17 protein-coding genes are annotated in these 18,413 nt (G+C 72.4%); 9 read left to right on the top strand and 8 right to left on the bottom strand.

Annotated features, from left to right (window positions below; translation table 11 throughout):
• Window positions 1-33 precede the first annotated feature (33 nt).
• The 3 genes from ABZT49_RS23465 to ABZT49_RS23455 all read left to right on the top strand — a co-directional run bounded on the left by ABZT49_RS23465 (window position 34) and on the right by ABZT49_RS23455 (window position 4,186).
• Entirely contained in the window at window positions 34-378 is a 345-nt protein-coding gene (locus ABZT49_RS23465; protein WP_355289470.1) for a metalloregulator ArsR/SmtB family transcription factor, read from the top strand.
• Complete coding sequence (locus tag ABZT49_RS23460; RefSeq protein WP_355289468.1) at window positions 375-548, top strand: metallothionein; 174 nt, start codon at window positions 375-377, stop codon at window positions 546-548. The genes ABZT49_RS23465 and ABZT49_RS23460 overlap by 4 nt, the downstream gene beginning before the upstream one ends.
• Window positions 549-643: 95 nt before the next feature.
• Complete coding sequence (locus ABZT49_RS23455; protein ID WP_355289466.1) at window positions 644-4,186, top strand: PAS domain-containing hybrid sensor histidine kinase/response regulator; 3,543 nt, start codon at window positions 644-646, stop codon at window positions 4,184-4,186.
• 2 nt (window positions 4,187-4,188) lie between these two features.
• On the opposite strand, the gene ABZT49_RS23450 is transcribed toward ABZT49_RS23455, so the two are convergent.
• Window positions 4,189-4,815: a helix-turn-helix transcriptional regulator gene (locus ABZT49_RS23450; RefSeq protein WP_355289465.1), complete on the bottom strand. Its 627-nt coding sequence runs from the start codon at window positions 4,813-4,815 to the stop codon at window positions 4,189-4,191.
• Between the two features lie 150 nt (window positions 4,816-4,965).
• Here ABZT49_RS23450 and ABZT49_RS23445 point away from each other — a divergent pair, with 150 nt between their 5' ends.
• Both ABZT49_RS23445 and ABZT49_RS23440 read left to right on the top strand, forming a co-directional pair.
• Window positions 4,966-5,313 (top strand): DUF952 domain-containing protein, encoded by a 348-nt coding sequence (locus tag ABZT49_RS23445; protein WP_355289464.1) that lies wholly within the window; start codon window positions 4,966-4,968, stop codon window positions 5,311-5,313.
• Between the two features lie 2 nt (window positions 5,314-5,315).
• On the top strand, window positions 5,316-6,401 hold the full coding sequence (locus ABZT49_RS23440) for a quinone-dependent dihydroorotate dehydrogenase (RefSeq protein WP_355289462.1): 1,086 nt from the start codon (window positions 5,316-5,318) through the stop codon (window positions 6,399-6,401).
• Between the two features lie 228 nt (window positions 6,402-6,629).
• Here ABZT49_RS23440 and ABZT49_RS23435 read toward each other — a convergent pair whose 3' ends face one another.
• The 4 genes from ABZT49_RS23435 to ABZT49_RS23420 all read right to left on the bottom strand — a co-directional run bounded on the left by ABZT49_RS23435 (window position 6,630) and on the right by ABZT49_RS23420 (window position 9,669).
• Complete coding sequence (locus ABZT49_RS23435) at window positions 6,630-7,406, bottom strand: hypothetical protein (RefSeq protein ID WP_355289460.1); 777 nt, start codon at window positions 7,404-7,406, stop codon at window positions 6,630-6,632.
• 109 nt (window positions 7,407-7,515) lie between these two features.
• A complete protein-coding gene (locus ABZT49_RS23430; RefSeq protein ID WP_355289458.1) occupies window positions 7,516-7,917 on the bottom strand; it encodes a GFA family protein in 402 nt (133 codons plus the stop codon).
• The gene (locus ABZT49_RS23425) at window positions 7,914-9,287 is read right to left on the bottom strand and encodes an MATE family efflux transporter (RefSeq protein WP_355289456.1); all 1,374 of its coding nucleotides are present in this window, start codon (window positions 9,285-9,287) and stop codon (window positions 7,914-7,916) included. Before ABZT49_RS23425 ends, ABZT49_RS23430 begins: the two co-directional genes overlap by 4 nt.
• Before the next feature lie 10 nt (window positions 9,288-9,297).
• Complete coding sequence (locus ABZT49_RS23420; protein WP_355289454.1) at window positions 9,298-9,669, bottom strand: DUF6460 domain-containing protein; 372 nt, start codon at window positions 9,667-9,669, stop codon at window positions 9,298-9,300.
• Window positions 9,670-9,953: 284 nt separating this feature from the next.
• On the opposite strand from ABZT49_RS23420, the gene ABZT49_RS23415 reads away from it, so the two are divergent.
• The 3 genes from ABZT49_RS23415 (at window position 9,954) to ABZT49_RS23405 (ending at window position 12,734) form a co-directional block, all read left to right on the top strand.
• Complete coding sequence (locus tag ABZT49_RS23415) at window positions 9,954-10,904, top strand: alpha/beta hydrolase (RefSeq protein WP_109971764.1); 951 nt, start codon at window positions 9,954-9,956, stop codon at window positions 10,902-10,904.
• Window positions 10,901-11,806, top strand: a complete 906-nt coding sequence (locus ABZT49_RS23410; RefSeq protein WP_355289451.1) for a DMT family transporter — start codon at window positions 10,901-10,903, stop codon at window positions 11,804-11,806. The genes ABZT49_RS23415 and ABZT49_RS23410 overlap by 4 nt, the downstream gene beginning before the upstream one ends.
• A 220-nt stretch (window positions 11,807-12,026) precedes the next feature.
• Window positions 12,027-12,734 carry a hypothetical protein gene (locus tag ABZT49_RS23405; RefSeq protein ID WP_355289450.1) on the top strand — a complete coding sequence of 236 codons (708 nt, stop codon included), beginning with the start codon at window positions 12,027-12,029 and terminating at the stop codon, window positions 12,732-12,734.
• A gap of 80 nt (window positions 12,735-12,814) precedes the next feature.
• Here the strand turns inward: ABZT49_RS23405 and ABZT49_RS23400 are convergent, their stop codons facing one another.
• Window positions 12,815-13,861, bottom strand: a complete 1,047-nt coding sequence (locus tag ABZT49_RS23400) for a transporter (RefSeq protein WP_355289448.1) — start codon at window positions 13,859-13,861, stop codon at window positions 12,815-12,817.
• 100 nt (window positions 13,862-13,961) lie between these two features.
• Complete coding sequence (locus tag ABZT49_RS23395; RefSeq protein WP_355289446.1) at window positions 13,962-15,830, bottom strand: M3 family oligoendopeptidase; 1,869 nt, start codon at window positions 15,828-15,830, stop codon at window positions 13,962-13,964.
• A 269-nt stretch (window positions 15,831-16,099) separates the two neighbouring features.
• On the opposite strand from ABZT49_RS23395, the gene ABZT49_RS23390 reads away from it, so the two are divergent.
• Window positions 16,100-17,587 carry a sigma-54 dependent transcriptional regulator gene (locus ABZT49_RS23390; RefSeq protein ID WP_355289444.1) on the top strand — a complete coding sequence of 496 codons (1,488 nt, stop codon included), beginning with the start codon at window positions 16,100-16,102 and terminating at the stop codon, window positions 17,585-17,587.
• A gap of 195 nt (window positions 17,588-17,782) precedes the next feature.
• Here ABZT49_RS23390 and ABZT49_RS23385 read toward each other — a convergent pair whose 3' ends face one another.
• Entirely contained in the window at window positions 17,783-17,974 is a 192-nt protein-coding gene (locus ABZT49_RS23385) for a hypothetical protein (RefSeq protein ID WP_355289442.1), read from the bottom strand.
• Window positions 17,975-18,413: the final 439 nt, after the last annotated feature.

Genomic DNA, 18,413 nt, shown 5'->3' with positions numbered 1-18,413 from the left:
AGCACGTGTTCATGTGTTGAGGAAAGGGCGGGCGTGCGGCTCCTGTCGTCGGAGCAGGTCGGTGACGTGGCGGAGGTGTTCCGGCTCCTCGGAGAGCCGAACCGCTTGCGCATCGTGCTCGTCTGCCTGGAGGCGGACTGCACGGTTGGCGAGATCGGCGAGACGCTCGGTCTGTCGCAATCGTTGACCTCGCATCACCTGCGCCTGCTGCGGACCGCCCGCATCCTGCGCGCGATCCGCCACGGCCGGCACGTCGCCTACGCGATCGACGACGATCACGTGCGCGACGTCCTGCGCGGCATGGTCGCCCACTACACCGAGCCGCACGAGCACGCCCACCATTCTCACGATCACCCCGACGAGGAACAGGATCCATGACCAGCACCAATGCCGAGACTGTGAAGTGCGCCTGCGAGGATTGCGTCTGCGTGGTCCCGGTGGCTAGCGCCGTGTCCCGCGACGGCAAGGCCTTCTGCTGCGAGGAATGCGCCGAGGGCCACCCCCACCACGCCGGCTGCGAGCATGCCGGCTGCGCCTGCCACGGCTGAACGAGGCCGGGGGCGTGCCAACGCCCCCCACATGCTCTAAAGCCCCGTCAAGATGAGCAACGCCCGGTCTTCCGGGCCGGGGATGGACGACGCCGATGATCGCGGGCTGGACGGTGGTGCTGGCGGCCCTCGTCTATATCTGCGCCCTGTTCGCGGTGGCCCATTGGGGCGACGTCGCCGGGCGGACCCTGATGCGCGACGCGCGGGTGCGGCCGACGATCTACGCCCTGTCGCTCGCCGTCTACTGCACCTCCTGGACGTTCTTCGGCTCGGTCGGCCTCGCGAGCCATGCCGGCCTCGACTTCCTCACCATCTATGTCGGCCCGGTCCTGGTGGTCGGCCTCGGCTACCGGCTCGTCGCCCGGGTGGTGCGGATCGCCAAGGCCCAGAACTCGACCTCGATCGCCGACTTCATCGCCGCGCGCTACGGCAAGAGCGAGCGCATCGCCGCACTCGTCTGCCTGATCGCGGTGGTCGGCGCGGTGCCCTACATCGCCCTGCAATTGCGGGCGGTGACGGCCTCGCTCCAGGTCTTCCTGCGCGCCACCGACGGGATCGGGGCGCCGGCCGGGATGCTGGGCGATCTCGGGTTGTTCGTGGCCCTGGTGCTCGCGGGCTTCGCGGTCGCCTTCGGCACCCGCCACGCCGACGCCACCGAGCACCAGGACGGGCTGACCCTCGCGGTGGCGCTCGAATCCCTCGTCAAGCTGCTCGCCTTCCTCACCGTCGGCGGCTTCGTGGTCGGCTGGATGCTCGGCGACCTGCCGGAAGCCGCGAGCGCCGTCCACGGGTTCGGCACCCTGGTCGGGCAGACCTCCGGGCCCGCGACGCTGATCGTCCAGACCCTGCTCTCGGCCGCCGCCGTGCTGCTGCTGCCGCGCCAGTTCCACATGGCGGTGGTGGAGAACCGCGCGGTCGCCGATGTCGGGCGGGCGGCCTGGACCTTCCCGCTCTACCTCGTGCTCATCAACCTGTTCGTGGTGCCCCTGGCGCTTGCCGGCCTCTCCCTGTTCCCGGAGGGCACGGTGCAGCGCGACATGACGGTGCTGGCGCTGCCCCTGCACGAGCGGGCCGACGGCATCGCGCTCATCGCCTTCATCGGCGGCCTCTCGGCGGCGACCGCGATGGTGATCGTCGAGTCGGTCGCCGTGGCGATCATGATCTCGAACCACCTCGTCATCCCGGTCGCCTTGCGCCGGCGCAACCTGGTGGCGGGCGCCCCCTCGCCGGAGCCCGGCGCGCCGGATCTCGGCGGCTACGTTCTGGTGGTGCGGCGCATCGCGATCGTCGCGGTGGTGCTGGTGGCCTACGCCTATTCGCGGATCGCCGGCGAGGTGGCGCTCGCCTCGATCGGGCTCCTCTCCTTCGCGGCGGTGGCGCAGATCGGCCCGGCCTTCGTCGGGGCGCTCTCCTGGGGCCGGGGCACGGGCCTGGGCGCCGCGGCGGGGCTGATCGTCGGCTTCGCGGTCTGGCTCTACACCCTGCTCCTGCCGAGCCTCGTGACGAGCGACGGCTGGGCGGCGACGCTCATCGCCGAGGGGCCGTTCGGCATCGCGGCATTGAGCCCGACGGCGCTGATGGGCGTCGACGACTTTCCCCGCCTCGTCCACGGCACGTTGTGGAGCCTCTGCCTCAATACGCTGGCCTATATCGGGTTCTCGCTCCTGCGCCCGCCGAGCGCGATCGAGCGCCTGCAGGCCGAGGCTTTCGGGCAGGTCGCCGGCTTCGACGAGGCCGGGCCGGTCGCCCCGAGCTTCCGGCTGTTTCGCAGCGCCGTGACCCTCGCCGAGCTGCGCGCGACGGTGGCCCGCTTCCTCGGCGAGGAGCGGGCGGTGCGGGCCTTCGAGGACTTCGCGCAAGCGCAGGGGCGCGGGCCCTGGCGCGACGACGCGGTCGCCGGCCTGCCCGAATTGCGCCACGCCGAACACCTGCTCGCCTCGGCGATCGGGGCGTCGTCGGCCCGGCTCGCCCTGTCGCTGCTGCTGCGCCGGCGCAACGTCTCGCCCAAGGCTGCCCTCAAGCTCCTCGACGACGCCTCGGCGGCGTTCCAGTACAGCCGCGACGTCCTCCAGCACGGGCTCGATCACGCCAAGCAGGGCATCACGGTCTTCGACCGCGACATGAAGCTGATCGTCTGGAACCGGGCCTTCGCCGACCTCTACGACCTGCCCCCCGACATGATCCAGACCGGGATCGGCCTGGAAGCGATCGTGCGCTTCAATGCCGGCCGCGGCGCCTATGGGGCGCGGGACGCCGACACCCTGGTGCGGGAGCGCATCGCCGCCTTCCGCCTCGAATCCGGCCCCCAGCGCCTGCGCCTGCACCCGAGCGGCCGGGTGATCGAGATCCGCGCCAACCTCCTGCCCAATGGCGGCGTCGTGGCGACCTACACCGACGTGACCGATTCGGTCGCCGCCGAGGAAGCCCGCACCCGCCTCAACGAGGAGCTGGAGACGCGGGTGCGCGAGCGCACCGAGGAGCTGACCCGCCTAAACGCGGCGCTGACCCGTGCCAAGGCCGAGGCGGAGGAGGCCAACGCCTCGAAGACCCGCTTCCTGGCCGCGGCGAGCCACGACATCCTCCAGCCGCTCAACGCCGCGCGGCTCTATGCCAGCGCGCTGGTCGAGCGCGACCGGACCACCGACCCGACGCTCGCCGAGAACGTCGACGCCTCCCTCGACGCCGTCGAGGAGATCCTGACCGCCTTGCTCGAGATCTCGCGCCTCGATACCGGGGCGTTGAAGCCCCAACTCTCGATCGTGCGGGTGTCGGAGCTCTTCCGCCAGGTCCAGCGCGAGTTCGGCCCGCTGACGCAGGAGAAGGGCTTGAGCCTGACGGTGATGCCCTCCTCCCTGGCGCTCCGCTCCGACCGGCAGATGCTGCGCCGGCTCCTGCACAACCTGGTGTCGAATGCCATCAAGTATACGCCGCAAGGGCGCGTGCTCGTCGGCGCGCGGCGGCGCGGCGACCGGGTGGTGCTGATGGTGCTGGATACCGGGCTCGGCATCCCGGCGGCGCAGCAGAAGCTGGTGTTTCGCGAGTTCCAGCGCCTCGACCAGGGCGCGCGGGTCGCCCGCGGCCTCGGCCTCGGCCTGTCGATCGTCGAGCGCACCGCGCGGCTCCTCGACCACCCGGTGAGCCTGGCCTCGCGGCCCGGCCGCGGCTCGGCCTTCTCGGTCGCGGTACCGGGCGCCCCCTTGCGGCCGGTGGTCGAAGCGCAGGGCGAGGCGCCGCGCCCGGCCACCGTGCCGCTCGCCGGGCTGACGGTGCTAGCCGTCGACAACGAGCCGGCGATCGTCGACGGGATGCGGGTGCTCGTCGGCAGCTGGAGCTGCGGCTTGCACACCGCCGGCTCGCTCTCCGAGGCCCTGGCCCTGGTGCTCGGCGGGTCTGTGCGCCCCGACGTGATCGTGGCCGACTACCACCTCGACCAGGGCACCGGCCTCGATCTCATCGCGTCCTTGAGGGCGGCGCTCGCCGCCGACATCCCGGCGGTGCTCCTCACCGCCGACCGCTCGCCGGACGTGCGCGATGCGGCGAGCGCGCAGCGGGTCCAGGTGCTGAGCAAGCCCCTGAAGCCGGCGGCCTTGCGCGCCCTGCTGACCCAGTGGCGCAACCGACGGGCGGAGGCGGAATAGAGTTAGTGCCGCACCCACATCACCCGAGCCATCCACGCGATCTCCGAGGCCGGGACGACCCGGTCGGGATCGCCGGGCGCCGGCCCGCTGAGCTCCGCCGCCCGGGCGGTGCGCCGTTTCAGCTCGGCGACCAGGATGCTGCCGCCGCCGAGGCAGGTCACCACCCGGTCACCCTTGCGGATCGCCGCGGTGGCGGAGACCACCAGCACGTCGCCCTCCCGGTAGAGCGGGGAGAGGGCGCCGTCCCGGACCTCGATGGCGAAGCAGCGCTCGGGACCGAGGCCCGGCAGCTCCACCTCCGCCGTGGCGCCGCCGTTGCCCGGCAGGCCGTTGGCCCCGATATGCCCGATCGCGCTCTCGCTGCCGATCAGCGGCACCGCGACGCGGGTGCCGCCGTTCCGCGGCTCGATCAGGCCCAGGAAGTCGTCGAGCGAGGCCCCCGTCGCGGCCAGGATCTTGGCGACCGATTCGGTCGAGGGCCAGCGCTTGCGTCCGTCAGGACTGATCCGCTTCGAGCGGTTGAAGCTCGTCGCGTCGAGCCCAGCGCGCTTGGCGAGGCCTGACGCCGTCAGATTGTTACGTTGGGCGAGATGGTCGATCGCGGACCAGATTCGCTCGTGGGACAGCATGGGAGACCTGGCTTGCCGCGCGGTGTACGTTCACCAGCGAACTAACAAATGTAAAGTACCGAACCCTCGCCGAAAGGCAACGGGCGTTGCCGGGCCGTTCCGGGGCGGTTATCGCTCGCCCGCACCCCGCCGAGGAGGCCAGAGGCGCCCATGACCCTCATCTACAAGATATGCCCGGCGGCCCTGTGGCGTGAAGCCGAGGCGGCTGGCCGGTTCGACGGTGCGCCGGTCGATCTGGCCGACGGCTTCATCCATTTCTCGACCGCCGCGCAGGCGCCCGAGACGGCCGCCAAGCACTTCTCGGGACAGGACAATCTTCTCCTGATCGCAGTTGACGCTGAGGCACTGGGAGAGGCGCTGCGATACGAGCCATCCCGCGGCGGCGCCCTGTTTCCCCACCTCTACGGCCCGCTGCCGCTCTCGGCCGTCCGGCACGTCGCGCCGCTGCCGGCGGGACCCGGGGGAACCCATATTTTCCCTGATCTTGCAAGGGGTTGATCTTGCTCTCGGCCGTCTTTCCTCTCGTCCGTCCGCTGCTGCACGCCGTCGATGCCGAGACCGCCCACACCTTGACCGTTGGGGCACTCACGCGCCTTCCCGTACGACATCCGCCGGCTGATGACCCCCGTCTCTGCGTAACTGTTATATCGCGAACTTTCCCTAATCCGATTGGCCTTGCGGCAGGGTTCGACAAGGGCGCGCGGGCGCCGGACGCGCTGCTGGGGCTCGGATTCGGCTTCGTCGAGGTCGGCGGGGTAGTGCCCCGGCCGCAGCCGGGCAATCCGCGCCCGCGGGTCTTCCGGCTGCCGGAGGACGGGGCGGTGATCAACCGATTCGGCCTCAACAGCGAGGGGCTGGCGGTGGTGCGGGCCCGCCTCGCGGCTCGACGCGGCCGGCCGGGGATCGTCGGGGTCAATATCGGGGCGAACAAGGACTCGGCCGACCGCCTCGCCGACTACGTCGCCTGCACCCGGGGCCTCACCGGGCTCGTCGACTTCATCACCGTCAACGTCTCCTCGCCCAACACGCCGGGTCTGCGCGACCTGCAGGGGGAAGCGTTCCTCGACGACCTGCTCGCCCGGGTGGTCGCGGCCCGCGACGAATCCGGGCAGGACGCGGGACGTCGCACGGCGGTGCTGCTCAAGATCGCCCCCGATCTCGGCCTCGACGGTCTCGACGCGATGGCGGCGACCGCGCGCCGCCGCGGCGTCGACGCGCTCGTCGTCTCCAACACCACCGTGGCGCGGCCGGCGAGCCTCGTCGGGGCGGCGAAGGGAGAGACCGGCGGCCTGTCCGGCCGGCCGCTCTTCTCGCCCTCGACCCGGCTCCTCGCCGAGGCCTACCTGCGGGTCGGGACCGCGCTGCCGCTGATCGGCGTCGGCGGCGTCGATTCGGCCGAGGCCGCCTGGACCAAGATCCGGGCCGGTGCCAGCCTGGTCCAGCTCTACTCGGCGCTGGTCTATGCCGGCCCGGGCCTCGTCGGGGAGATCAAGGCGGGCCTGTTGCGCCGGATGGAGGCGGAGGGGATCTCGAGCCTCACGGACGTGGTCGGACGCGACGCGGCGGAGCTGGCGCGCTCGGCGTGACGGAATCGCATCCGGGACGGGGCTCGCGTCCGACCCCTCCCCCCTCTGCGGAGCAGGCCGGGAGAGGGGTAGCGCGACGCTGATCCAGGTGGCGCCCTTCATGGAGCGCGCGACCTCTCCGGAAGCGGCGCCCCCTCTCCCGCCCCACGCACAAGTGCTTCGCACTCGCAGTGGGGCACCCTCCCCCGCAGAGGGAGGGAGGGTTCGGGCGCGCCAGGTCCAAAAAGCTCACAATTCCGGGTTCGTCGGTTCGGTGCGCCGCGCCACCACCGTGTAGCAGAGCCGCTTCTGCCCGAGCAGCGACTGGCGGTGATAGGTCACCGTCGATTCGCCGAAGCCCAGGATCGCCAAAAATTCCTGCATCGTGGCCGGGGCGATGGTCCACCAGGCGTCGAAGCGGATCCGCTGGTCGGTGCGGGGCAGCAGGAACAGCGGCAGGCCGAGGCTGCGCGGCAGCCAGCGCAGGAATTGCAATGATTTCGGCAGCATCTCGGTCACCACCACCGTCTCGCGGGTGAGCCGCAGGGTGCCGTGGAGGGCCCGGAACGGGTCGCGCAGGCGCGCCAGCGCGTTGCCGAGCACCGCGACGTCGACGGGGCCGATCGCCTCCGGCACGTCGTAGAGCGAGCCGCCGGCGCGGCGCGAGCGCGAGCCGAGGGCGGCGTGACTGTACCAGTAGGCGTTCTCGAACCGGCGCAGGTGGTTGCGGATCTCCGGCGCGATCACCGCGCGCTCGAAATCCGGATACGGCACCATCTCCCAGCAGGCCTCGCCGGCGAAGTCGTAGGACACCACCTCGGCGCCCCGCGCCTCCATGGCGAAGCCGAGGAAGCCGCTGGTGGCGCCGAAATCGAGCACGCGCTTGCCCGCCACCGCGACGTGACCGAGATAATCGTCGAGCCCCGGCCTCAGGTCCCAGGCCCCCGCCACGGTGCCGTGGCCCGGCAGGTCGATGGTGTGGTTGAAGGTGCAGGCCGCCGGGTCATCGACCGCGCGGGGGGCCAAGTACGGAGCTGAGCACGGTGCCGAGTCCGGTGCATCGGTCTCACAGGGAGCGGTCGGGTCCGCCATCGTCATGCGGGATGGTCTCGTGCGGCGGGGTCGGGTGGAGGCGTCAGGACCCGCGCGCCTGCGGGTAGGCCGGCAATCCGGGGGGCAGCGCGACCCAGGACAGGCGGCGCGAAACCCAGACGTGGTCGCGCGGCGGGAAACGCTCCGGATCGTCGAGGCTGGCGAGCGTCAAATCGATCTCTCCGGGCAGGTCGTCGGCCCGGTACGCGAGCGGCGTGCCGCAGGCCGGGCAGAAGCCGCGCTCCGCCCGCGGGCTCGAGCGGAACCAGGCCGGCTCTGCACTGAGGCGGCAGGAATCCCGCCGCACCGTGAGCCAGCCGACCATCGGCGCGCCGGTGGCGCCGCGGCAATCCGCACAGTGGCAGACCGTGACGTTCCAGGCGTCGCCCCGCGCCTCGTAGCGCACCGCGCCGCACCGGCATCCGCCCGAGATCGTCCCGCTCATCGCGCCGCCTCCGTCAGGGGTCCGACCCGTGGCTGCGGGAAGGCGCCGGCCGCGAGCCGCGGGTAGAAGGCGGCTTGGCCGAGGCCGCGGACCGCCAGGAAGGCCAGCATGGCGAGCCACAGGCCGGTATTGCCGAGATCCCGCATCGCCGCCAGCAGCGCGGCGTCGACCGCAAGCGCCGCCAGCATCAGGTTGCGCATCGCCCGGGTCCAGGTCGCCCCGATATAGACGCCGTCGAATGCGAAGGCGGCCGCCGCGGCGAGCGGCGTCAGGGCAGCGTAGGCGAGGAAGTCGTGCGCGAGGGCCCGCACCTCCGGCGCGGTGGTGATCGCGTCGATGAACGGGCCACCTACGGCGAGGAACAGGCCCGAGATCGCCAGCGCGAAGCCGAGGCACCAGCCGAGGGAGAGGCGCACCGCCCCCCGGAAGGCGCCCTCGTCGCGGGCGCCAAGCGCCTGGCCGCACAGCACCTCCGCGGCGGTGGCGAAGCCGTCGAGGAAGAAGCTGCCGATCAGGAAGAGGTTCTGCAGCACCGCGTTGGCCGCGAGCGTTACGTCGCCGGCCCGCGCCCCGAGGCCGGTGAACAGGGCGAGCGCGGTGATGAGCGCGAGAGTCCGCACCATCACGTCGCCGTTGACCGCGAGCATCCGGGCGAGGCCCGCGCGCTCGGCGATCTCGGAGAGGGGCACGCGCCAGGGCCGCGAGCCGAGGCGGCGGAGCACGACGAGGCCGAGGATCGTGCCGGCGACCTCCGCCAGCAGCGTGGCAAGCGCCGCCCCGGCGACGCCGTAGCCGAGGCCGAGGACGAAGAGCAGGGTGAGCGCGACATTGACGGCGTTGATCGCGACTTGCAGGCCGAGGCCGAGATCGGTGCGGCCGCGCCCGAGGGTCGAGCCGAGGATGGCGTAGTTCGCGAGCGTGAACGGCGCGCACCAGATCCGGACGGCGAAATAGCCGGCGAGCGCCGTGGTCACCGCCGGGCTGGCGCCGAACAGCGTGAGCGCCAGAGCTCCGAGCGGCCCCTGCAACGCCACCATGACGAGGCCGACGGTGACGGCCACCGCGAGCGCCCGGGCGAGGGTGCGGTCGATCTCCGGCCGGTCGCCCGCCCCGGTCGCCTGCGCGGTGAGGCCGGCGGTCGCCATCCGCAGCGCCCCGAAGGTCCAGAACAGGTAATCGAACACCACCGCGCCGAGGGCCAGCGCCCCGAGCAGGGACGCGTCGCCGAGCCGTCCCACCGCCGCCGTCCCGACGAGGCCGAGCAGCGGCGTCGTGACGTTGGCGAGCGTCATCGGCAGGGCGAGGGCGAGGATCCGGCGGTGCGTGACCTCCGGGCTCGTGCCGGGCCGGCTCAAGGCGGCTTGGTGCATCACGGTCGCGTCAGCGGCCGCGGGCGAAGACGCGCGACAGGAGCCAGAGCGGCACCACCACCACCGCGCCGGCGACGAACCAGCGGCCGGCATCGTGGAAGGTCTCGAAGCCGAGCGCGATCAGCGAGTGGATCGTGTCGTAGGCCTGGGCGAACAGGAGCCCGGGCGTCACCCCCATCATCGCCATGCCGGCGCCGACGAGGAGCGACAGGAACACCAGCCGCACCAGCACCGCCCCCGGCGAGCCGCCGAGGAAGCGGTGCAGGGTCGAGCGCCGGTCCTGCCGGTAGCCCGAATCGTAGGGTTCCTGCCCGAATTGCGGGCCGCCCTGGGGGCCCGCACCCTGCCCGCCGAAGGGACGGTGGAATCTCTGCTCGCTCATGCTTCCTCGCGACCCTGCCGTTGCGGATGGACGGTGAACCGTGACGCAACGCAACCCGGGCGTTGCGGGGCAGCGTTGCGGGATTGTCACATCCCGGACGAAACCCTGCGCGACCCGGCGCATTGCACCGTTTGGCAATCCGGACCTGAGATGGCAACCTTCGCGGATTATCCCAAGATGCCCGGTGTGCCACACCGGGCAGGACGGTGGCCCGCCCGCAACCCCGAGACGCTCCGCCGCCCGCGAGGCCGGCGGCGCAGCGCCGCGAGATTGATACCCCGAGCATGATCGACCACGCGCTCTTCGACCCGGCGAAAACCGATCCCGACGCCGAGCGGCTGAACCGGGAGATCATCGCCGCCCAGGCCCAGGCGCCGGACCCCTGGTCCATGCCCGTGGCCGAGGTGCGCGAGCGCCGCCGGCGCGGCAGCGTCGCCTATCCGGCGATGCCCCGCAGCGAGCGGGCCGAGACGATCACGATTCCCGGCCCCGGCGGGCCGCTGGCGCTCAGGGTGATCCGGCCGCAGCGGAAGGCCCGCGGCGCCTACCTGCACATCCATTCCGGCGGATGGATCTGGGGCGGGGCCGACGAGCAGGATCCCTGGCTCGAGCGCATCGCCGAGCGCTGCGGCTTCGTCTGCGTCTCGGTCGAGTACCGGCTGGCGCCCGAGCACCCCTACCCGGCCCCGATCGACGATTGCGAGGCCGCGGCGCTCTGGCTCTACCACGAGGGCCGCAAGCTGTTCGGCGTCGAGGCGCTGACCATCGGCGGCGAATCGGTCGGCGCGCATCTGAGCGTCATGACGCTCCTGCGCCTGCGCGACCGCCACCGGCTGCCCAAGGCGTTCCGCGGCGCCAACCTGTTTTCCGGCCTCTACGACCTCGGCGTCACCGCGAGCGCCCGCAACTGGGGCGACGAGCGCCTCGTCCTCAACTCCACCGACATCCGCCGCTTCGCCGACGGCTTCGTGCCCGAGGGCGTCGCCCGGCGCTCGCCCGATGTGTCGCCGCTCTACGCCGACCTCGCCGGCCTGCCGCCGGCCCTGTTCTCGGTCGGCACCCGCGATCCGCTCCTCGACGACACCCTGTTCATGTCGATGCGCTGGGCCGCGGCCAACAATGGCGGCTACACCTCGGTCTATACCGGCGGCTGCCACGTCTTCATCCGTTATCCCATCGCCATGACCCAGCGGGCCCTGGAACTGATCGAGCGCTTCCTGATGGCCCTGGCGTGAGCGGCGGCCGTTCGGCCGCGACCGCCTACGCGCTCCTCGCCTTCGCGACCTTTCTCTGGGCCGGCAACGCGGTGGCGAGCAAGATCGCGGTCGGTCTCGTCTCGCCGCAGGCGCTCGTCGCCCTGCGCTGGTCGATCGCGCTGACGGCCATCGCCGCGATGGCCGGGCGCGAGACCTGGGCCCACCGGCGCACCCTGTGGGCGCACTGGCCGCTGATCCTGCTGATGGGGGGCGTCGGCTATACCGGCTTCAACGCGCTCACCTACGAGGCCGGCGCGCTGACGAGCGCCGTCAACCTGTCGCTGATCGAGGGCACCATTCCGGTCCTGGTGCTCGTCCTGAACTTCCTCGTCCGCGGCGTCGCGGTGCGGGGCGGGCAGATCGTCGGCGCCGCGATCACGCTCGCCGGGGTGGTGCTGGTGGCGAGCCACGGCGACCTCGCGCGGCTGCGGGCGCTGGATCTCAACCGCGGCGACCTCCTGGTGCTGCTGGCCTGCCTGTTCTACGCCGGCTACACGATTGCCCTCCCCTTGCGGCCGGCGGTACCGGGCCTCGCCTTCTTCGCCGCCATGGCGGTCGCCGCCTGGGCGACCTCGGTGCCGCTCCTCCTGGCCGAATGGGCCGCCGGCCGCGTCCTCTGGCCCGGCGCCGCCGGCTGGGCGCTGATCGCCTTCACGGCGCTCGGCCCGTCGCTCGTGGCGCAGCTCGCCTATATGCGCGGGGTCAAGACGATCGGGGCGAACCGTGCCGGGCTGTTCAACAACCTGGTGCCGGCCTTCGGGGCGATCCTGGCGGTGGGGCTGGTGGGCGAGCCCTTCGGCCTCGTCGAGGCCTCGGCGCTTGCCCTGGTGCTCGGCGGGATCGCGGTGGCGGAGATATCGGGGCGGCGCAAGGCGGCGTAGGGTCGAAGCCCGGTCGGCTCGACCGGGTCGGGGACTGCTTGGGAGCCCTCGCGGGCTCCCGGGATGCTGGTATTCGACGGCTCCGGATATCGGCATGGTTTGACACTGGTTCCGACGGCTGGCCGCGTCGCGCGCCGGCTGTTAGACGGGAGCCATGCCCGGCATTTTCGATTGGCTCGGCGGCCGAAGGTCGTCCGGACGGCAGGACGACGGCGCGGCCGTGCGTCCCGGTGGAGCGGCCGGCGATCCCTATGCCCGTCTCTCCGCCCGCCTCGGCGACTACCCGCCCGACACGCCGCTCCATCGCGGCGATCCCCGGGGGCTGACACGGGAGCAGCGCGCCGAGAACCTGGCCCGGTTCCTCGCCCGCGACGCGGACCGGATCGCCGTCCTCGTCTCGCGGCTCGCCCGGGAAGGGCTCGACGGGGCGGCCGTGCTGAGGGGCGACGACGCGGCGCTGGCCGAGGGGCGACGGATCGATGCGTGGCTGGCCGGCTGGGTCCCGCACCGCCCCTTCGACCCCGCCCGCGGCGATGGCGAGGTGAACGCGCCGTACGCCCGCTGGTTCGCGAGCGACCGTGCGGGTGCGGATCTCGTATTCAGCTTCGTCTCCGATTTGGCACGTCTCAACGCCGCGGCCATCGCGGCGGCCGATCCGCTGTTCTCCTGGACGGTCGTCGAGGACGCGCTCGACACGGCGATCACCGGCGGCGCGGCCGACCCCCCCCGGGGGGAGCCGAGCGACCGGCGCCACCACCTCTGCCTCGTCAGGGACATCTCCGACGGCTCGGCGCCGGTCGTCCTCGACCTGCCGCTCGCGGTGCTCGACCTGATGCATGGCCGCATGTCGCCGCTCGGTCTGCCGGTGGCGGCGGAGTTCCCGATCGGGTTGCAGGCCATCCTGTCGGGCGCGTACGCTTGGCGGTGAGCAAGTCGGTCGCCGTCGGACCAACGACACGATCCTCCGAGCGGCCCGTCGCGCCGACCGCGTTCTCGACCCGGGACGCGTCAGCCCTTCTGCCCGCCGAGCCCGAGCCGGCGGATCAGCAGGAAGGCCGCGGCGGCGGAGAGGACGGCAATCCCGATCGCCACCGTCGAGCCGTCGTCCCACTCGGCCAGGGGCAGGCCCTTGGTATTCATGCCGAACAGGCCGGTGACCAGGGTCGGCGGCAGGAACAGCGCGGTCAGGACCGACAGGGTCTGGAGCTGGCGGTTCGACTGGCGGGCGAGCAGCCCCGACAATTCCTCCTGCGGCAGCCGGCTGCGCTCGGCCAGCACCACCATGTCGCGGTCCAGCGCGTCGAGGCGCTGGGCGATGCGGGCGGCCGCCTCCCGGGTTTCCTCGGGTAGGTCCTCGCCGTCCTCCTCCAGGCGGTGGAAGACCGCCCGCAGGCCGTTGAGCTGGCGGTGCAGCCGCACGGCGTCGCGGCGGATCGGCCCGAGATGGCGGGTCTCGTCGCGGATGCGCTCGTCGAGGATGTGGTCCTCGATCCCGTCGAAGCGGTCGGACAGGAGCGTGCCGCGGGCGCCGATCGCCGCCGCGACACGGCCGATCAGGGTTTCGAGCAGAGCCACCGGCCCGGGCAGCGCCCTCCCCTCGGCGATCGCCTCACGCACCGCGTCGGGGCCGATGATTGGGTGCCGGCGCCCGCTGACGAGGTAGTTCGGCCCGAGCACGAAGTGCAGCCGCCCGGCGGCGTCGGGCAGGCGCTCCGGGGCGGCAGGCGCTTCGGTATCGCGGGCGAGGTCGGCGTCCCGGGTGAGGTCGGCGATGACGCCGCCGACCTGGCCGTCCTCGATCGTGACCCGCTGGTGGGGATCGCTGGCGAAGGCTGCCGCCGCGAGGTCCGGCGGGCCGAGGCGCCCCTCCGCCACCAGGGCCGGCACCCGCGCGTCGTTGAGGTTGACGTGGAGCCAGACGAAGCCCTCGCCGAAGCGGCCGAGCGCCGGGATCTCCTCGCCCGGCTCGACCAGCCGCCCGCGGCCCGCCGCGTCGAACCGCATCGCCCAGATCAGGCCCGGCAGGGCGGGTTCGTCGCTGAGGAGGGGCGGCATCGGGCGTCCTTCGTCCCCGCCTGTCGAGAGGGGCGCGACCGGGACGCCGCCGCACCCGGCCGCCGTCGCTAGGGGCCGGGCGCGACGGTTCGATGACGCCTCACCCCTCCATCGCCTCCAGCTCCGCGATCATCCCCTCGATCATCGACAGGCCGATCTGCCAGAAGGCCGGGTCGCGGGCGTCTAGCCCGAACGGCGCCAGCAATTCGCCGTAGGGCTGGCTGCCGCCGGCCGCCAGCAGGGCGAAGTAGCGCTCGACGAAGCCCTCCTCCGCCGCCGGATCGCCGCTCGCCCGCTGGTAGACGCCGTAGAGCGAGTTCACCAGGCAGTCGCCGAAGGCGTAGGCGTAGACGTAGAACGGCGAGTGGATGAAGTGCGGGATATAGGCCCAGTAGGGCTCGTAGCCCTCGTCGAGCCGGATCGCCGGCCCCAAGCTCTCCGCCTGCACCGACATCCAGAGGGCGTTGATCGCCTCGGCGGTCAGCTCGCCCTCGCGGCGGGCGAGGTGGACCTTGCGCTCGAAGCTGTAAAACGCGATCTGGCGCACCACCGTGTTGATCATGTCCTCGACCTTGGCGGCCAGCATCGCCCGGCGCTGCACCGGGTCGGTGGTGGCCTCGAGGACGCGGCGGAAGGTCAGCATCTCGCCGAACACGCTGGCGGTCTCGGCGAGCGTCAGCGGCGTCGGTGCCATCAGGGCGCCGTTGTGGCCCGCCAGCACCTGGTGGACGCCGTGGCCGAGCTCGTGGGCGAGCGTCATCACGTCCCGCGGCTTGCCCTGGTAGTTGACCAGCACGAAGGGATGGGCCGAGGGCACGGTCGGGTGGGCGAAGGCGCCCGGCGCCTTGCCGGGCCGCACCGGCGCGTCGATCCAATTGCCGTCGAAGAAGCGCCGGGCGATCTCGGCCATCTTCGGCGAGAACGCGCCGTAGGCCGAGAGCACGGTCTCGCGCGCTTCCGCCCAGGGGATCGTGCGCTGCTCGACCTTCGGCAGCGGTGCGTTGCGGTCCCAGTAGGCGAGGTCGTCACGGTTGAACCACCGCGCCTTCAGCTTGTAGTAGCGGTGCGACAGCCGCGGATAGGCGGCCTGGACCGCCGCGACCAGCGCCTCGACGGTGTCGCGCTCGACCCGGTTGGCGAGGTGGCGGGCATCCGACACGTCGGTGAAGCCGCGCCAGCGGTCGGAGATCTCCTTGTCCTTGGCGAGCGTGTTGGTGATCAGCGTGAACACCCGGAGGTTCGCCCGGAACACGGTGCTGAGCGCGCCCGCCGCGTCCCGGCGCACGGTCTCGTCGGGGTCCTGGAGCTTGTTGAGCGTCGGCTCCAGCGTCAGCTCCTCGCCGCGCAGCGGGAAGCGCAAGGACGCGATCGTCTCGTCGAACAGCCGGTTCCAGGCGGCGCGGCCGGTCACCGACTTCTCGAGGAAGAGCTTTTCCGCCTCGTCGCTCAGCTGGTGCGGCTTCTCGCGACGGATGTCCTCGAGCCAGGGGCGGTAGCGCGCGAGCGGCGGGTGGGCGGCGGCCGCGTCGATCAGCGCGTCCTCGATCCGGTTGAGCTCGAGGGTAAAGAACAGCAGGTCGCTCGCGGCGTTCGTCAGCCGCTCCTGGGTGTCGCCGTAGAACTTCGCCCGCGCCGGGTCGGTGGTGTCGCCCGAATAGACGAGGCCGGCATAGGACATCAACCGGCCGAGACGGTCCTCGATCGCCTCGTAGGCGGCCACCGCGGTGCCGAGCCGGTCGGACGCGCCCTCGCCGGCGACGAGGTCCCGAATGCGGCCGCGATAGCTCTCGGCGAAGCCGCGGCACTCGGTCTCGGCCGTCGCGAGGTCCGCGGCGAAGGCCGGGTCGTCGAGGCCGGCATACAGATCCGACAGGTCCCATTCCGGCAGCGGCCCGAGATCGACGGCGCGGGCCGCGGCCTTCGCGGTGCTCAGGGCGCTGTCGGACGGCGCGGCGGCACTCAGCGGCATGGACGATGTTCCTTCAGGCGCAAGCGATGCGGGGGACATATCGGCCGCGACCCGCCCGCGATCAACCGACGCCGCGGCGATTGCGGCGCGAGAGGGGCTTGGCCCGGTAACCTCTCGTTGGCGTTAAGAGCCACTTTACGCTTGTGACGCAGCATGCGGCTCGAAACGAAACAGCCGCGTGATTCGCCGGTCGTCCGCTCGCCGGGCCGGACGCACCGAGGGCATCCAGGGCGGCGCCCCCGCAGCGCCGGTCCTTCCGAGGAGTACAGATGACCACCACGGTCCTCATCGTCGACGACGATCCCGTGCAGCGCCGGCTGGCGGAGGCCATGGTGCGGCGCCTCGGGTTCGAGGCCGTGGTGGCCGAGAGCGGCGCAGCCGGCCTCGACGCGATCCGGGCGCCCGATTCCAGCATCGACGTGGTGCTCCTCGACCTCGCGATGCCGGGCGGCCTCGACGGGCTCGGGGTGCTCGGCGAGTTGCGCAAGGCCGGCATCGACACGCCGGTCATCGTCCAGACCGCGAACGGCTCGATCGACGCGGTCGTCAACGCCATGCGGGCCGGCGCGGTCGATTTCGTGGTCAAGCCTGCCGGCCCCGAGCGGCTGCAGGTCTCGATCCGCAACGCGCTCCAGGTCGACCAGCTCCAGGACGAGATCCGGCGCATGCGCCGGCGGGCGTCCGGCGCCCTCTCGTTCCGCGACCTCACCTCGAAGAGCCCCGACATGGGCCGGGTGATGCGGCTCGCCGAGCGGGCGGCGAAATCGACCATCCCGGTGCTGATCGAGGGCGAATCCGGCGTCGGAAAGGAGGTGCTGGCCCGCGCGATCCAGGGCTCGGGCGACCGCCGCGGCAAGCCCTTCGTCACGGTCAATTGCGGGGCGATCCCCGACAACCTCGTCGAATCGACTCTGTTCGGCCACGAGAAGGGCGCCTTCACCGGCGCCACCGAGCGCCATCTCGGCAAGTTCGTCGAAGCCTCCGGCGGCACGCTCTTCCTCGATGAGATCGGCGAACTGCCCCTCGACGCGCAGGTGAAGCTCCTGCGCGCGCTCCAGGAGGGCGAGGTCGATCCGGTCGGCGGGCGCAAGAGCGTTCGGGTCGACATCCGGCTGATCTCGGCGACGAACCGCTCGCTCCTCGACCTCGTCAAGCAGGGCCGCTTCCGCGAGGACCTGTATTACCGCCTCAATGTCTTCCCGATGACCCTGCCGCCCCTGCGGGCCCGGCGCGAGGACATCCCGGACCTCGCCCGCTCGTTCTGCGCCCGCTTCGCGGCGGAGGAGGGCAAGCGGGTCCGGGGCATCGCGCCCGAGGCGATGGAGCTGATCACCCGCTACGACTGGCCCGGCAACGTGCGCCAGCTCGAGAACGCGCTGTTCCGCGCCGTGGTGCTGGCCGACGGCGACGAACTGACTGTGGCGGAGTTCCCGCAGATCGCCGCCCAGGTCCAGGGCTTCGATGTGCGCATCCCACCCCTGCCCGCCTCGCCCGAACCCGGCACCGGGCCGGCCCCGGTACGCGAGATCGTCCGGGTCGAGGTGCGCGACCCCCACGCCCTGTCCCTCGTCGCCGAGGAGACCGGCGAGATGAAGACCATGGAGGGCCTGGAAGGCGAGATCATCCGCTACGCCCTGCAATTTTACCGCGGGCGGATGTCGGAAGTCTCGCGCCGGCTCGGGATTGGTCGTTCCACGCTCTATCGCAAGTTGAAGGAGCTCGGTCTCGACGACGAGAAGGCCGAGGACGCCGCCTGATCTTCGCTCCCGCGCGAGGTCCGGTCCGAAGAAAACCGCATTTTGCCTGTCATGGGCGGCGTCTCGCGGTCGCCGTCTCCGGTTTCGCACCGCGATCACCATCGCGGTGCGCCAGAACACGCCGCACACGCCTAAGGTTGCATGTCGTCCAGGTGTGGCTGCCGTGCGATGGCGCGGCCTGCGCCGGCGTGTTTACTAGTCTAGATTGACCAGCGTGGCCGCATCGTCCGGCCGCGGCTTCGAGGAGAGGACCATGGCTCCCAGGCGCAGGACCGGCCGGAACGCGGGCGCGGCAGCGACCCTCGCGGTGCTGCTGGCGGCGCAAGCCGGCCTGCCGGCGGCGCGGGCCGAGGGCGTCGCCGCCGCGATGCCGGGGGCCGTGGCCACGACGCCGCCTCCCGCGATCACGGCGATCCCGGACGCGCCCAGGGATCCGTCCAAGGACACAGCCAAGGATACCTCCAGGAGGGATGCGCCCAAGGACGCGACCCGGGCCGGCATTGACCTCCTCTCGCCCGGTCCGGACAGTTTCAAGCCCGTCACGGCGGCGCCAGATCCCGGCGACGGACAGAAGCCTGCCGACGCGCCGAAGCCGGCCGCGACCGAGCCCGCTCCCGCCCTGCCCACCTCCGCCCCGGGGCCGGCGGCGGCGGCGGGCGGGGGGGCCCGCCGCGGGCGCGGCGGGGGCGGGGCGGGGGGGGGGGGGGGGGGGGGGGGGCGGGGGGGGGCGGCGGCGGGGGGGGGGGGGGGGGGGGGGGGGGGGGGGGGGGGGGGGGGGGGGGGGGGGGGGGGGGGGGGGGGGGGGGGGGGGGGGGGGGGGGGGGGG

Source organism: Methylobacterium sp. EM32 (assembly GCF_040593685.1).
Taxonomy (GTDB): domain Bacteria; phylum Pseudomonadota; class Alphaproteobacteria; order Rhizobiales; family Beijerinckiaceae; genus Methylobacterium.
This window is presented reverse-complemented; position numbering and strand designations above follow the sequence as displayed.